Origin of the sequence: Dethiosulfovibrio faecalis (assembly GCF_021568795.1) — a bacterium.
Lineage (GTDB): Bacteria > Synergistota > Synergistia > Synergistales > Dethiosulfovibrionaceae > Dethiosulfovibrio > Dethiosulfovibrio faecalis.
Genome location: NZ_JAKGUE010000001.1, coordinates 146,711 through 160,779, shown reverse-complemented (window position 1 = coordinate 160,779; position 14,069 = coordinate 146,711). Strand labels below are relative to the sequence as shown.

Sequence of the window (14,069 nt, the reverse complement as noted above, 5' to 3'; positions counted from 1 at the left end):
ACACGCCTCCCAACTATCGATCTTTCGCCACCAGACGATATAACGCCTCTGCGAGAACCCTGTAGCCCGGACGGATACGACCAATCTCCACCTTTTCCTCCGAACTGTGGCTTATCCCTCCCACACAGGGGACGAATACCATTGCAGTAGGTATAACCGACGCAACGTACATTGCATCGTGCCCCGCTCCGCTCGGCATATCGGTCCATCCGATCTCCATATCCTCACATACCTGCCCCAGAAGCCTTCTCAAACGTCCATCCAGGACCACCGGATCTCCCCTCGAAAAAATCTTTTTCTTTATCTCCACGTTACGAGAGGCGGAGATCCTCTCTATCTCCTTCAAAAGTCCGTCGAAAACCCGACCTATGCTTTTTCCGTCTATACCCCTGATGTCCACCTTAAGGGAACATCTACCGGGAACCACGTTCATGACACCCGGGAATACCTTACAATCTCCGACCGTTCCGACGGTCTTGAAGGCCGACTCCTCCTTGGCCAATTTTTCCACCGCCAGAACTATCTCGGAGGACGCCGCCAGGGCATCCTTTCTCATATCCATGGGACAGGCTCCCGAATGGGCCGATTCCCCGAGGATCTCCAGGGATAGCCTGGTTGGGGCGGCGATGGCCTCCACGACTCCCACGTCTATGCCGGTTTGGTCCAGAAACGGTCCCTGTTCGATGTGGAGCTCGAAAAAAGCCTTCATGTCCGAGGGCAAAATCCTGGAACGATCTGCCTTTTCGGGAGAGAGGCCGAAGTCTCTAAGAGCCTTGAAGATCGATATCCCCTGGTCGTCTCTGTGATCGAAGAAATCCTTGAGGGACACATATCCCGTAACGGCCTTGCTGCCAACGTTCGACACCCCGAAACGGCTGGATTCCTCACCGGAAAAGACTATCACCTGAAGAGGGTTGACGTGGTCCGGACAGCGTTCCGCCACGTCGAGGACGGCGCCCAGTCCTGCCGCTACTCCCAGGATACCGTCGAACTCGCCTCCATCGGGCACGGTGTCTATATGGGAACCTACTGCTATAGGAGGGGCGCTGGGACGGCTCCCCCAACGGGTCCCCTTTATGTTACCCACCTCGTCTATCTCGACCTGAAAACCGGTCTCGTGCATTATCTCCACCAATGTCTCCCTTGCCAGACGGTCTTCCTCGGTATATGCGATGCGGGAGACCCCTCCTGTCTCGGATCTGCCATGAGAGTTTATCCTTCTGACCGCATCGAGACAAAGATTAAACCCCGACTGCATAAGAACAGCCCCTTCCCATCTATGAATAGGCTTTTAGCATAGCACAAAGCCCCCTCAGGAAAAGGGGGCTTCGGTACGACGAGGGGAGACCGTCAAGGATAGACTAGTTTTGGAAGAAAAGTGGAGATAGCCGGAATGTAGGTTATGATCAACACCCCCGCCAGACTCACCAGGATGAACCGCATCACCGCTGGTATTATCTCCGACATGGAAAGCCCCGTAACTCCGCTGGCGACGAAGAGGTTCAATCCGAAGGGAGGGGTGAAGTTCCCTATGGAGAGATTAGCCACCATGACTATACCAAGGTGAAGGGGATCTATTCCCATCTTCATGGCTATAGGAAAAAACAGAGGGGCAAGTATTATTATCGCGGCTATACCCTCCATGAACATCCCTACCACCAGCAAGACGGCGTTTACTATTCCCAGAAACATCCAGGGGGACGTCACGTTAGAGACGACCACGGAGGTTATAGCCTGAGGAATTCGGACGACTGTCAGAAACCACCCAAAGGTCTGAGCCGCAGCCACCAGAATAAGGACCTGAGCGCAGGTAATCGCCGAGCTGAGGCATACGTCGTATAGACCTTTGAGAGTTATCTCCCTGTATATGAATATCCCCACGAAAAGGGCGTACACGACAGAGATACCCGCCGCCTCGGTGGGGGTGAATATGCCCATGTATATTCCGCCTAGAATTATGACCGGGACCATAAGGGACCAGACGGCCTGTTTGCTCTTTTCCCATATCTCCCTTCGGCTTGAGGGAGCGGACAAGGCCAGATTATGAGAGCGGGAGAAAAACCAGATATAGATTATACTCGCAAGTCCGTAGACGACACCGGCGCTGATTCCGGCCATGAAGAGAGACCCCACCGAGGTACCGGTGGCGGCCGCATATATTATCAGGGTTATGCTGGGAGGAATTATCAGTGCAACCGACCCCGCCGACGTTATCAACCCTACGGAAAAGCCTTTAGGGTAATTTTCCCTGACCAGCTCGGGATACAGCAGCTTCCCCATGGCCACTACTGTGGCGGGGCTGGATCCGCAAAGGGCCCCAAAAACCATACAGGTAGCCTGGGTGGTGTAGGCCAGACCGCCTCTGGTGCTACCTACCATGCTCCTGGTCCAGTCGAGGATACGCCTCGACAGTCCGCCCACGTCCATAACGTTCGCTGCGAAGATGAAAAAAGGCATGGACATGAGAGCGAACTTGTCTATTCCACCGAAGGCCTTCTGTACGATAACCATAGGAGGCATATGGGTGAAGAGAAGCACGCATATCAAAACGGCACCGTTCAGGGCTATGAAGATGGGGACACTGCCGAAGAGTGCCGCCAGGAGGGTGCATATCAAGACAGTGGTCAAGTCAGTTCACCCCTTCCGAGGGCGTTGCCATCCGCTGTAGAAAACGCAACGTCATAAGTCCCGATCCTATGGGAATGGCGGAGTAGACGATCCACATAGGTACCTCCAGAGCCGGGGACACCTGCCCTGACCTGAAATTGAAAGAAACTATCTGCACCCCATAGGCGGCCAGGAAGCCGCAAAATACGGCGGAAACCAGGTAGATAACCCTGTCGACCACCCCTCTACTCTTGGGAGAAAGTTTTCCGAGCAGGAAATCCATCCTTATGTGGGCTCCTCTTCTCACGCACAGGCTTCCTCCCACGAAGGTTATCCATATCATCAGATACTTTATAAGCTCTTCCGCCCAGCTGGTACTGGCGCTGAAGACGTAGCGCAAGGTGACGTTGACGAAAAGTATCAAAGCCGTCGCCAACAGGGCCATGGCGCAAAAACCCTCCTCCAGACGATCCAAAATCCTCATCATATCCATCCCCCGAGGTTAAAAAAAGGGGCGAGAGGAATCCCTCCAGCCCCGAAAAGATCCTAAGATCCGATCAGTTCTTCCCCAACTCGTCGTAACAGGCGGAGAGAAGCTCTTTCATGGCATCGGTGCTTGCGAACTGGTCGTGGACAGAGCGGCTCTTCTTCGAAAAGGCCTCGTATTCCTCGTCGGTCAGCTCCGTGACGGATATTCCGGAGCTCTTTATCTCGTCCAGGTATTCCGCTTCCTTCTTGGCCTGGGCCCCTCTCTCAGCAAGCCTGGCCTCTTTCTCCGCCTGCAGTACAAGCTCTCTGGCGTCGTCGGGAAGACCGTCGAACCAGCCCTTGTTGACCACGAAGATATAGGCCAGAAAACCATGGTTGCTCAATATCAATCTGTCTTGGACCTCGTAGAGCTTGTTCATCGCTATCGTCTGGATCGGGTTTTCCTGCCCGTCGACAATTCCCTGCTGAAGGGCATTATAAAGCTCGGCATACTCTATGGGGATGGGGTTGGCTCCCCAGGTTTTATACTGGGCGATCAGGAGGGGAGATGGCATGACCCTCATCTTGACTCCCTTGAAGTCCTCCGGAACGTGGATATCGATACCCTTTGTAGTGAATTGCTTAAAACCGGAGGCCCAAAGCCCTAAAGAGACCAGCCCTTTGGGCTCGGTGAATTCGTAGAAGCGCTGCCCGACCGGTCCGTCCATCACCCGATAGAGTTCATCGGTGGAAGGCCATAGAAAGGGGAAATCTATTATCTGAAGCTCCTCCACGAAAGGGGTCAGCACAGAGACGGGCTGTATGGTTATGTCTAGGGTCCCCATCTGGGCGGACTCGGTCTGCTCTCTCATGGACCCCATCTGCATGGAGGGAAATATCTGAACCTCCATCTTTCCGCCCGATCGATCCTCCACGATGGCCTTGAAGGTCTCTGCGCCTATATCCTCCGGGCTTCCCGTCGGCTGATTGTGGCTCAGGCGTATCGTCATCTTCGGATAGTCGGCCGCAAAAGCCGCCGTAGAGGCGATCACTATGGAACAAACGAAAAGTGCCGTTATCAAACGTCTCATTGTCTATACCTCCATCACATAGATTGAGTCCAGGAGACCTCGAATTCGAGGATTATATCAGCGAGGCAACTCTTTTGCAACCGATCGCACCAAAGATAACGCATCTCGAGCCGCTTGGACCTCCGCTTCTTTTATCGATCTTCCTCTTCCCCTGCTCAGGAGGACCTCCGATACATACAGTTCCACCTCGAATCTGGGACTATGAGGAGGTCCCTCACGGGAAATGATCCTGTACTCCGGCAATGGCTCTCCCCTTATCTGTAGGATCTGTTGAAGTTCCGACTTGGGGTCGATGGACGAGTTTCCGTCCTGAAGATAATCCCCTCTTTCAAACATAAAATCCAGATAGCGGTTCACCACCGATTCCGCCATATCGAAACCTCCGTCCATATAGACGGCTCCGAAGATGGCCTCTATGGCGTCGGCATGCATGGAGGAGAGATCGCCACCCTCCCCCTTTTTTCTTAGACCCCGGTTGACCCTGAGAACTCCCGAGAGACTCAATGCCTCCGCCCACGTCAAAAGAGCTTCCTTACGGACCAACCGTGCCCTGAGCCTGGTCAGTCCCCCTTCGTCCATATCCTTCATCGCCCTGAAAAGTCTCGTCGAGGTAGCCAACTCCAGAACCGCATCTCCCAGGAACTCCAATCTCTCGTTCCAAGAACGAAGCCCTGACTCATGGGCGTAGGACGAATGAGTCAGGGCTTCACGGAGCAGTTCTATATCGGTGAAGCTGTATCCCAGACGGTCCTGAATCAGAGAAAGACTTCTTTCCCATTTCCGTCCGTACATGAGAATATCAATCGATGAAACGCTGGATAGCCAGGACGCCGTTGTGTCCGCCGAAACCGAAGCTGTTGACCAAGAACCTGTCCACCTTGGCCTCGGTAGTCTCGGTTATGACGTTTACGTCGCAATCCGGATCCTTCTCGTCGAGGTTAAGGGTCGGATGTACGATACCTTCCTCCACGGACTGAAGGGCAGCTACTGTCTCTAGAGCTCCCGCCGCTCCGAGGCAATGACCTATCATGGACTTAGTGGAGTTGATCATGACACGATCGGCGGCCTCGCCGAACAGGTTTCTTATGGCGATGGACTCGACCTTGTCGTTGAGGGGGGTCGAGGTTCCGTGAGCGTTTATCAGATCGACCTGGTCGACGGACCAACCGGCCTGGTCTATAGCTATCTTCATAGCCCTTGAGGCTCCTTTCCCCTCCGGATCCGGGGCTGTTATATGGCCAGCATCGCAGGTAGAACCGTAGCCGACTACCTCGCCATAGATATGGGCCCCTCTGGCCTTGGCGCTCTCGAGGGTCTCCAGGACCAGAACCCCCGCACCCTCTCCGATGACGAAACCGTCCCTGTCCTTGTCGAAAGGACGGCTTGCCCTCTCGGGCTCGTCGTTTCTCGTGGAGAGAGCCTTCATGGCTGCGAAACCTGCCACGCAGATAGAGCGAAGGGCGGCCTCGGTTCCGCCACAGAGCATGACGTCCGCGTCGCCTCTCTCTATAGTCCTGGTAGCCTCTCCGATACTGTGTATCGAGGTAGCACAAGCGGTCACGACGCACATATTTGGACCTTTGGCCTGATGCCTGATGGCCACGTATGCGGCGGACATATTTCCTATCATCATGGGGATGAAGAAAGGACTGACCCTCTTGGGTCCCTTGGTCATCATCGTCTGGAAACTATCGAAACAGGTTTCGATTCCACCCTGTCCGGAACCGATATAAACGCCGAATCTATTGGAGTCAAGGTCCTCCGCTTTGAGACCGGCATCTTCCATGGCCATATCCGAAGCAGCCACGGCGAACTGGATGACCCTGTCGGCCCTTTTAGCCTCCTTCTTGGGAAGCCACTGGGTCGGATCAAAATCCTTTACCTCCGCTCCGACCTGAACCGAGAACTCCGAGGCATCGAAGCACGTTATAGCGCCAACGCCGTTTTTTCCCTCTTTAAGAGCCTGCCAATATGCCTCTCTACCATTGGCTATGGGACTGACGACCCCTAGCCCGGTGATAACGACTCGTCTGTCTTTCAAAGGATGTCCACTCCTTACGGCGCAGGGGAGTTCACGACACTCTAACTCTTGCCTCGCCATGATTTGAGCGAGAGGGGCGGTCGACCGCCCCTCTCCGGATCGAAAAAGGGAGTATTCTACCCCTCGATTCCGAGCTTGTTGCTGGCGTAGTCGATAGCTTCACCGACACTGGTGAGTTTCTCCGCGTCCTCATCGGGGATCTCGATGTCGAACTCCTCCTCGATTCCCATGATGAGCTCGACGATGTCGAGGGAGTCAGCCCCCAGGTCCTCGACAAAGGAGGCCTCGGGTTTAATCTGCTCCTCCTCCACATCAAGACGATCTATGATGATCTCCTTAAGGCGGGCAAGTACTTCATCTCTCTTCATGGCAACGTCACCTCCCTTCGTCAAATTCAGGATCAAACCATGGTCATTCCGCCATCGACGGCTATGACCTGACCATTGATATACGAGGCATCTTCCGAGACCAGGAAAGCCACCGCCTTGGCGACGTCCTCGACTGTCCCGGCACGACCGGCTGGCACGGATTTCAACATTTCCTCTTTCACCGACTCCGGAAGGACATCGGTCATATCGGTGGCGATGAATCCGGGAGCCACGGCGTTGACCGTTATTCCTCTCTGAGCGTACTCTCTTGCTATGCTCTTGGTCAAGCCTATTATACCCGCCTTCGAGGCACAATAATTAGCCTGTCCAGGGTTGCCTATAAGTCCAACCACCGAGGCCATGTTCACTATACGCCCCCAGCGTCCTTTCGCCATTCCCTTGACTCCTTCTTTGGAACAAAGATATGCGGACTTAAGGTTTCCGTCTATGACTGCGTCCCAATCGGATTCCTTCATCCTCATGAGGAGGCCGTCTCTGGTTATTCCGGCGTTGTTCACCAGTATATCCACTGAACCGAACTCTGTAGAGACTATCTTGAAGAGCTCCTTTACCTGATCGGGATCGGAAACATCGGCTCTGACGGCTATAGCCTCTCCTCCCAGGTCGGATATGGTTTTTACTACCTCGTCGGCCGCCTTGGATGAGCTTCTGTAGTTCACCACTACTCTTAGATCTCTAGAAGCAAGCTCCAGAGCGATGGCTTTTCCTATTCCCCTGGAACCACCGGTAATCAAGGCAACTCTGCCGTTCTCGGGCATTTTATTTATCCTCCTCGAGAAAGTCAACGACTTTATCCAAATCCTCGGCGGAACCTATCGAGAGAGTCTTGCTTCCCTTGACGCATTTCTTCGCCAACCCCGCCAAGACCTTTCCAGGACCGAGCTCTAGGAAGGTGGAGACCCCCGCATCGGACATACATTTCATGCTTTCCACCCACCGGACCGGGCTGTAGGTCTGTCGATAAAGTCCAGATCTGATATCCTCCACCGAGGTAACAGGCGAAGCGGAGACGTTCGCGACCAGGGGATAGGACGAATCGGACCAACCGCAACGTTCCATCTCCCTGGAGAGATCGTCCGCCACGTCGGTCATCAGTCGACAGTGAAACGGAGCACTGACGTTCAAGGGGATAGCCCTCTTGGCCCCAGCCTCCTTGGCGGCTTCGATAGCTTTAGCCACCGATTCGGAATCCCCGGATATCACGACCTGACCAGGAGAGTTGAAGTTGGCCGCCTCGCACACCTTGTCTCCGTCGAATCGGGAACAGATACCCCGAACATCCGAATCCTCCAAACCGAGGATCGCAGCCATAGCTCCCTCTCCCTCTGGAACAGCCTTTTGCATCAGACGGCCTCTGGCGTTGACCAACCGGACGCCGTCGGCTAAAGAGAGGGTCCCCGACGCGACCAAGGCAGAATACTCTCCCAAGCTGTGCCCCGCCACAAAATCGGGGGTAAGAAGTATTCCTTTGTCCTCGGTCAAGGCCCTGAAAATGGCCACGCTAACTGTAAGCAACGCTGGCTGGGTGAACTCCGTCAAGGTCAGTTTTTCCTCGGGACCTTCAAATATGATAGAACTCAGAGAGAAACCCAAAGCCTCGTCGGCCTCGTCGAAAACCCTGCGAGCCAAGGGAAAACTCTCGTAAAGATCCCTGCCCATTCCGACGGATTGAGCTCCCTGACCGGGGAACAAAAGCGCGAATCTCTTCATACTCATACGGCTACAGCTCCTCTCCAGGACCGTTATTTCGTCGATCCCAGTCTAGATAGGACCTCCTCGGCCTCTCTACATATCTCCTCGATTATCTCGGACGCCGGCTGTATCCTAGATACCATGGCGGCGATCTGACCGGCCATGACCGATCCAAAATCGACGTCCCCATCTACCACAGCTGCTCTAAGCTTACCGGCACCCAGTGCCTCGATATCCTCGACGGACGCACCGGATATCTCCATGTGGTCAAACTGGGAGGTTAGTTTGTTTCTTATACATCTAACCGGATGTCCGGTAGGACGTCCCGTCACAGCGGAGCTTCTGTCCTTGGCGTTTAAGATGGCGAGCTTGTAGTTTTCGTGAACCCTGCACTCGGAAGCACAGACGAAACGAGTTCCAATCTGAACTCCCTCGGCTCCGAGGGCAAAGGCTGCGGCCATGCCTCTTCCGTCGGCTATTCCTCCGGCGGTTATTACAGGTATATCTACCGCGTCTACCACCAAAGGAGTCGCCACCATCGTGGTCAGCTCTCCTATGTGGCCTCCAGCTTCGCATCCCTCGACTATCACGGCGTCGGCTCCCTGTCTCTCTACTCTCCGAGCCAAAGCGGTCGTAGGCACCACCGGAACTACCTTCGTCCCCAACGGCTTCAGGCGTTCCAAGACCTTTCCCGGACTCCCCGCCCCAGTGGTGGCAACAGGGACTCGATTCGCAGCCGCCACCTCTATGGCATCCGACGCGGTGGGAGACATCAACATTATATTGACCCCGAAAGGACGATCGGTAAGGGTGCGAACCTTTTTAAGCTCCCTGTCCAGAAGCTCCGGAGGCATACTGGCCGCAGCGACGATACCGAGCCCTCCACCGTTGCTTACGGCAGCGGCCAACTCGGCCTCGGCAACCCAGGCCATTCCACCCTGGACTACGGGATAGTCAATTCCAAGAAGCTCGGTAACCCTTTTACCAAGTCTCATGTCTCTCACCTCACGCCTCGTATATAAAGGCACCGTAGGTCATTCCGGCACCGAAACTGGTAATCAACACCTTCTGTCCGCTGTTACAGGTTATACGTCCACCCTCGTAGGCTTCATTCAGAGCCAGAAAAACCGAGGCAGCAGAGGTATTTCCATACCTTTCCAGGTTATTGATCGCCCTGTCATCCGAGACCCCGAGCCGTTTGAGGACTCCCTCCATGATCCTGAGGTTTGCCTGATGAAATATCCAACGATCGATATCGGAGGGGGATATGCCGGCATCGGAACATACGTCCTTCAGATATCCTGGAAGAACTCTCTGGGTAAACTTAAAAACGTCATTACCCTTCATCGATACGAAATGTTTTTTTTCCGCCAAAGTATCGCTGCTGGCAGGGAGGGAGGACAGCCCTCCAGGAAGGGTGATATAGTCCCATTTGGTCCCGTCGGACTTCATATCGCAAACTATAACTCCAGGATCTCCCTTTTCTCCCGCTTCCAGTATCACCGCTCCGGCTCCGTCTCCGAAGAGCACGCAGGTGGTCCGATCCTCCCAGTCTATCAGTCTGGATAAAACCTCTACACCGCACACCAACACCCTGTTCCAAAGGCCGGAAGCTATTCCGGAAGAAGCCACGGATAGGGAATAGACGGAACCGGTACATCCGGACTGGACGTCGAAAGCCCCTGCCTTGGACGCGCCTATGGCTCCCTGTACCCTGGCAGCTACGCTGGGGAAAAGGGTGTCCGGGGAGTTGGTGGCGACTACCACCATGTCTATGGACTCGACGTCCACTCCGGATCTATCGATAGCCTGTCTACAGGCAGCGATGGCCAGATCGCTGGCATTTTCGTCCTTGGAAGCTATTCTGCGCTCCCTTATGCCGGTCCTCTCCAAGATCCATTCGTTGCTGGTATCGACCATCCTCGCCAGTTCTTCGTTATCCATCACTCTCTCTGGAACCGCCATCCCGGTTGCCACCAGACGGACGGGGTGTCCCTGAAGTAACGCCATTAAACGTCCTCCTCTCCAGGCAGGAGATCGGTTATCTCCTCTTTGATCTTACTAACTCCGTTTTTCAACACAAAATCCCTGGCCACGCCGAGGGCACTCGTTATGGCGGGGGCCTTGGAACGACCGTGGGCCTTGATCACCGCTCCGTTGACGCCCAAAAGAGGCGTCCCGCCGAACTTCTGATAGTCGAACCGATGCTGCAGATCCTTGAGCATCGGAAGAAAGAACACGAGCCCCATCTTGGCAAGGATCCTTTTATCAACCTCGTTTTTCAAGATCTTAAGGGCCAGCTCTCCAAGCCCCTCGAAGGACTTCAACATAACGTTGCCGGAAAAGCCATCACAGACGACTACATCGGCATGACCGAAAGGAACTCCGTTTCCCTCTATATATCCGCCAAAATCGATATGGGAGTTTTCCACAAGCATTGTCCTGGCTTCCGATATGACCTCGTCTCCCTTGATCTCCTCGGAACCGTTGGAGAGAAGCCTCACGTCAGGTCGGTTCACTCCGACCATATGTTTCATGAACAAGGATCCCATAACGGCGAACTGGGACAGATTGAGGGGCTTGCACCTAATGGTCGCACCTACGTCTATCAGAAGAGTAGGCTTCTCCAGTGTGGGCAAGACCACGCCCAACCCAGGACGATCTATGCCGGATATCCTCCCTACCACCAGGACCCCTCCGGCGACTATGGCCCCGGTATTGCCTGCGGAGATACATCCTCCGGCCTCACCGGAACGGACCATCTCCATGGCCAAGCGAAGACTGGAACGTCTTTTAGATCTTATGGCCCTGGCGGGGGATTCGTCCATGGATATGGACTCCTCCGCACTCACTATGTGCAGACGACCCCTTATGGAGGACTCGACCGAATCTACAGCCATTTTTATCCGATCACTGTCACCCACCAGGGCTATATCGAGATCGGGAAATTTCCGACAGGCCTCTACGGCTCCAAGACAGTTCTCAGCGGGACCGTAGTCCCCTCCCATTGCGTCAAGCGCCAGTATCAAGCCTCTCACCTCTTACCTTTCTCTCAGCCTCTGAATCTAGCGCCACGACGATATATCGACCAACGAAAATTTCTTTCTCGCCGACCCTGGTTCTGACGCTGACTATGTATTTATTTCCCTTATGGACACCCACCTTGGCCCTTGCCATAAGGACATCCCCCACCTTTGCGGGGGCCTTGAATCTACCTCTGATGGATCCAACGATGACCATATCGGCTCCGACCACGGCTATGGCCAAAGATGAGGCCTGAGCGTAGATGTAATGGTCCCAGACATATTCCGTGTGTCTGAAGGCCATCTCCTGTCTGGTCTTCAGGACCGAAAGAGCCCAACGATTCGGTTCGAGCTCCAGTAGCTCTCCGATGAACTCCTCCTGTTTGAGAGATCTCAACTTGCTAGTAGCCTGCTCCGCCATCCGTCTGGTTCTCTCTCTGAGTTCCGGAACCCCCAGAAGGGTTCTATCGAGACGAACGGTGCTTACGCTGACATCCAAAGCCAAGGCCAGCTCTTCGTCGGACAAAAGAGGATTCTGTCTTATGAGCTGAGACAGCCGTTCGTGTCGCATCTTACGGTTTATCGAACGTGCCACGGCGCCCCCTCCCTTATCACTTGGTCCTAACATCAGATTTGAATACCAGGCAAGTATAGGAATTTTTACCCTGCCGGTCAAGAGCGAACCTCATAAAAAAGAGGGGACGGGAAAATCCCGCCCCCTCTTTTTATCTTCGCCTCTTTGTTAGGCTTCCTTGTCCGCTGCGACCTCGATAGCCTTACGGCCTCTGTAATAACCGCACTCGGGACAGGCATGGTAGTTCTGGATAGTCTCGCCACAGTGAGGACAGGCCGTCAGACCTGGCGTCTCGAGACGTCCAAGCCACTGAGCCTTCCTGTTATGAGTCCTGCGATGAGATACCCTTGACTTTGGAGTTGCCATCGATTTTCCCTCCTTTACCTGAAGAGCTGCCGAATGTATCGGCTAAAATTTGGAATCGGGGATCCGCCGCCTCTCCCTCTTTCCTCGTAGTGCTCGGCCCAATCGGATCACACCCCTCGGGACAAACCGGATAAAGGGGCATGGAGACGACGAAACACTCCCAAAGGTCACCGGAGATGTCGATGGTTTTTCCGATCTGAGGTAACGATTTTATCACCTCGTCAAGTTCGACATCCTCCGTCTCTTCTTCGTCGGGCTGCGACACATAACAATACTCGAAATTCTCGTCTATTGCAACCTCCAGAGAAGAGAGACAACGAGAACATTCCGTTTCAACCCTAAAAGAGAGCTGGAGAGATATCCTGACCGCTCCATCGTTCCGTACCGTCCTAGCCGAAATTTCGACGGGGGACACGCACCGATAGGTACCACCCCCGAGCTTTATGAGATCCTGAAAATCCAGAGACCATCTTTTCTCGGAGGGCAGAAGCGGTTCTTCCGGAACATCCACAAAGAAACGCCAACTCTCCGGTGGGCTATCGCGGAAAACCAAAAGGACCGCCTCCTTGGGTTAACAGGACACCAGTTTTTTGGTGTCTTTCGCTATAACGAGTTCCTCGTTGGTGGGTATCACCATGACCTTGACTTTAGAGTCGTCGGAGCTGATGACCCTTTCCTCGCCTCTGAAATCGTTCTTGCTCTTGTCCACCGAGGCGCCCAGGAAACCTAGGCTCTCGGTGACGGTCTCTCTTATGGCCTTGCAGTTCTCTCCGATACCGGCGGTGAACACTATGGCGTCCACGCCTCCCATGGCGGCGGCGTAGGCACCTATGTACTTAGTTATACTGTAGGAAAGCATCTCAAAGGTCAAGGTAGCCCTTTCGTCTCCCCTCTCCATGCCATCCTCGATATCTCTAAGGTCGCTGCTGATACCGGAAACGCCATGAACCCCGCTCTCTTTGTTGAGGATCGTGTCGGCCTTGTCCACAGATCCTTCCTTATCGGCGATGAATTTGACTATGGATGGATCGATATCACCGCAGCGGGTCCCCATGAGAACCCCAGCAAGAGGGGTGAATCCCATGGACGTATCGACGCAGATTCCGTCCTTGACGGCGGTGATGGAGCTGCCGTTCCCGAGGTGGCAGGTGATGATCTTGAGTTCTTCGATGGGACGCTCCATGATCTCAGCGCAGCGGTTGGCCACGAAGAAGTGACTGGTGCCGTGGAAGCCGTAGCGACGGACCTTGTAGTCCTCGTAATAACGATAAGGCACACCGTACATATAGGCGTGCTTGGGCATAGTCTGGTGGAAGGCCGTATCGAAAACCCCAACCTGAGGAACGTCGGGAAGCACCGAGGTGATAGCCTCTATGCCGGTGATGTTGGCCGGGTTGTGCAGAGGGGCCAGAGGGATACACTCCTTGAGCGCAGCCATGACCGCGTCATCCAGACGGACGGAACAGGCAAACTTTTCTCCGGCATGAACGACTCGATGCCCCACGGCGCTGAGCTCGTCCAGGCTGGAAAGCACTCCGTGCTCCCCGTCGAGAAGAGCGTCCAGCACGAGCTTCACCGCAACCTTGTGATCCGGTATAGCGGTCTCGGTAACCACGGCGTCCTGCCCTGCCTTGGTATGTTTGATCCTGGAGCCCTCTATACCGATCCTCTCCACCAATCCCTTGGCGAGAGCGTTTTCGGTCTCCATATCGAAAAGCTGATATTTGAGTGAAGAACTACCGCAGTTGATAACCAGAACTTTCATATCGCCTATAAGCCTCCTTGACCATTTTGCATTGCATGGCATAATGTTATCCC

General features: G+C 54.3%; 16 protein-coding genes. All 16 read right to left on the bottom strand.

What is annotated here, in order from left to right; genetic code table 11:
* Window positions 1-13: 13 nt before the first annotated feature.
* The gene (locus L2W58_RS00850; RefSeq protein ID WP_236101068.1) at window positions 14-1,258 is read right to left on the bottom strand and encodes a Zn-dependent hydrolase; all 1,245 of its coding nucleotides are present in this window, start codon (window positions 1,256-1,258) and stop codon (window positions 14-16) included.
* A gap of 92 nt (window positions 1,259-1,350) precedes the next feature.
* A complete protein-coding gene (locus L2W58_RS00845; protein ID WP_236101067.1) occupies window positions 1,351-2,628 on the bottom strand; it encodes a TRAP transporter large permease in 1,278 nt (425 codons plus the stop codon).
* Window position 2,629: 1 nt separating this feature from the next.
* The gene (locus tag L2W58_RS00840) at window positions 2,630-3,091 is read right to left on the bottom strand and encodes a TRAP transporter small permease (RefSeq protein WP_236101065.1); all 462 of its coding nucleotides are present in this window, start codon (window positions 3,089-3,091) and stop codon (window positions 2,630-2,632) included.
* Between the two features lie 73 nt (window positions 3,092-3,164).
* Entirely contained in the window at window positions 3,165-4,166 is a 1,002-nt protein-coding gene (locus L2W58_RS00835; protein ID WP_236101063.1) for a TRAP transporter substrate-binding protein, read from the bottom strand.
* Between the two features lie 57 nt (window positions 4,167-4,223).
* Complete coding sequence (rnc, locus tag L2W58_RS00830; RefSeq protein ID WP_236101062.1) at window positions 4,224-4,958, bottom strand: ribonuclease III; 735 nt, start codon at window positions 4,956-4,958, stop codon at window positions 4,224-4,226.
* Window positions 4,959-4,965: 7 nt separating this feature from the next.
* Window positions 4,966-6,207, bottom strand: a complete 1,242-nt coding sequence (fabF, locus tag L2W58_RS00825; RefSeq protein ID WP_236101061.1) for a beta-ketoacyl-ACP synthase II — start codon at window positions 6,205-6,207, stop codon at window positions 4,966-4,968.
* 116 nt (window positions 6,208-6,323) lie between these two features.
* The gene (gene acpP, locus L2W58_RS00820; protein ID WP_005662313.1) at window positions 6,324-6,575 is read right to left on the bottom strand and encodes an acyl carrier protein; all 252 of its coding nucleotides are present in this window, start codon (window positions 6,573-6,575) and stop codon (window positions 6,324-6,326) included.
* Window positions 6,576-6,607: 32 nt separating this feature from the next.
* Window positions 6,608-7,354 carry a 3-oxoacyl-[acyl-carrier-protein] reductase gene (gene fabG, locus L2W58_RS00815; protein WP_236101060.1) on the bottom strand — a complete coding sequence of 249 codons (747 nt, stop codon included), beginning with the start codon at window positions 7,352-7,354 and terminating at the stop codon, window positions 6,608-6,610.
* Window position 7,355: 1 nt separating this feature from the next.
* Window positions 7,356-8,312: an ACP S-malonyltransferase gene (gene fabD, locus L2W58_RS00810; RefSeq protein WP_236101059.1), complete on the bottom strand. Its 957-nt coding sequence runs from the start codon at window positions 8,310-8,312 to the stop codon at window positions 7,356-7,358.
* 26 nt (window positions 8,313-8,338) lie between these two features.
* A complete protein-coding gene (gene fabK, locus L2W58_RS00805) occupies window positions 8,339-9,283 on the bottom strand; it encodes an enoyl-[acyl-carrier-protein] reductase FabK (protein ID WP_236101058.1) in 945 nt (314 codons plus the stop codon).
* Window positions 9,284-9,293: 10 nt separating this feature from the next.
* Window positions 9,294-10,298 carry a 3-oxoacyl-ACP synthase III family protein gene (locus L2W58_RS00800; protein ID WP_236101057.1) on the bottom strand — a complete coding sequence of 335 codons (1,005 nt, stop codon included), beginning with the start codon at window positions 10,296-10,298 and terminating at the stop codon, window positions 9,294-9,296.
* Entirely contained in the window at window positions 10,298-11,317 is a 1,020-nt protein-coding gene (gene plsX, locus L2W58_RS00795; RefSeq protein WP_236101056.1) for a phosphate acyltransferase PlsX, read from the bottom strand. Before plsX ends, L2W58_RS00800 begins: the two co-directional genes overlap by 1 nt.
* Window positions 11,301-11,906, bottom strand: coding sequence for a transcription factor FapR (fapR, locus tag L2W58_RS00790; RefSeq protein ID WP_236101055.1), 606 nt, complete (start codon window positions 11,904-11,906; stop codon window positions 11,301-11,303). The genes plsX and fapR overlap by 17 nt, the downstream gene beginning before the upstream one ends.
* 147 nt (window positions 11,907-12,053) lie before the next feature.
* Window positions 12,054-12,251: a 50S ribosomal protein L32 gene (rpmF, locus tag L2W58_RS00785; RefSeq protein ID WP_236098722.1), complete on the bottom strand. Its 198-nt coding sequence runs from the start codon at window positions 12,249-12,251 to the stop codon at window positions 12,054-12,056.
* Window positions 12,208-12,666, bottom strand: a complete 459-nt coding sequence (locus L2W58_RS13190) for a YceD family protein (RefSeq protein ID WP_420827980.1) — start codon at window positions 12,664-12,666, stop codon at window positions 12,208-12,210. The genes rpmF and L2W58_RS13190 overlap by 44 nt, the downstream gene beginning before the upstream one ends.
* A 156-nt stretch (window positions 12,667-12,822) precedes the next feature.
* Complete coding sequence (locus L2W58_RS00780) at window positions 12,823-14,016, bottom strand: acetate/propionate family kinase (protein WP_236101053.1); 1,194 nt, start codon at window positions 14,014-14,016, stop codon at window positions 12,823-12,825.
* Window positions 14,017-14,069: the final 53 nt, after the last annotated feature.

Bases quoted from the DNA above. Each gene is read 5' to 3' on its own strand.
- L2W58_RS00850 (WP_236101068.1), bottom strand. From the start codon at position 1,258: ATGCAGTCGGGGTTTAATCTTTGTCTCGATGCGGTCAGAAGGATAAAC.
- L2W58_RS00840 (WP_236101065.1), bottom strand. From the start codon at position 3,091: ATGAGGATTTTGGATCGTCTGGAGGAGGGTTTTTGCGCCATGGCCCTG.
- L2W58_RS00835 (WP_236101063.1), bottom strand. From the start codon at position 4,166: ATGAGACGTTTGATAACGGCACTTTTCGTTTGTTCCATAGTGATCGCC.
- rnc (WP_236101062.1), bottom strand. From the start codon at position 4,958: ATGTACGGACGGAAATGGGAAAGAAGTCTTTCTCTGATTCAGGACCGT.
- acpP (WP_005662313.1), bottom strand. From the start codon at position 6,575: ATGAAGAGAGATGAAGTACTTGCCCGCCTTAAGGAGATCATCATAGAT.
- fabG (WP_236101060.1), bottom strand. From the start codon at position 7,354: ATGCCCGAGAACGGCAGAGTTGCCTTGATTACCGGTGGTTCCAGGGGA.
- fabD (WP_236101059.1), bottom strand. From the start codon at position 8,312: ATGAGTATGAAGAGATTCGCGCTTTTGTTCCCCGGTCAGGGAGCTCAA.
- fabK (WP_236101058.1), bottom strand. From the start codon at position 9,283: ATGAGACTTGGTAAAAGGGTTACCGAGCTTCTTGGAATTGACTATCCC.
- L2W58_RS00800 (WP_236101057.1), bottom strand. From the start codon at position 10,298: ATGGCGTTACTTCAGGGACACCCCGTCCGTCTGGTGGCAACCGGGATG.
- rpmF (WP_236098722.1), bottom strand. From the start codon at position 12,251: ATGGCAACTCCAAAGTCAAGGGTATCTCATCGCAGGACTCATAACAGG.
- L2W58_RS00780 (WP_236101053.1), bottom strand. From the start codon at position 14,016: ATGAAAGTTCTGGTTATCAACTGCGGTAGTTCTTCACTCAAATATCAG.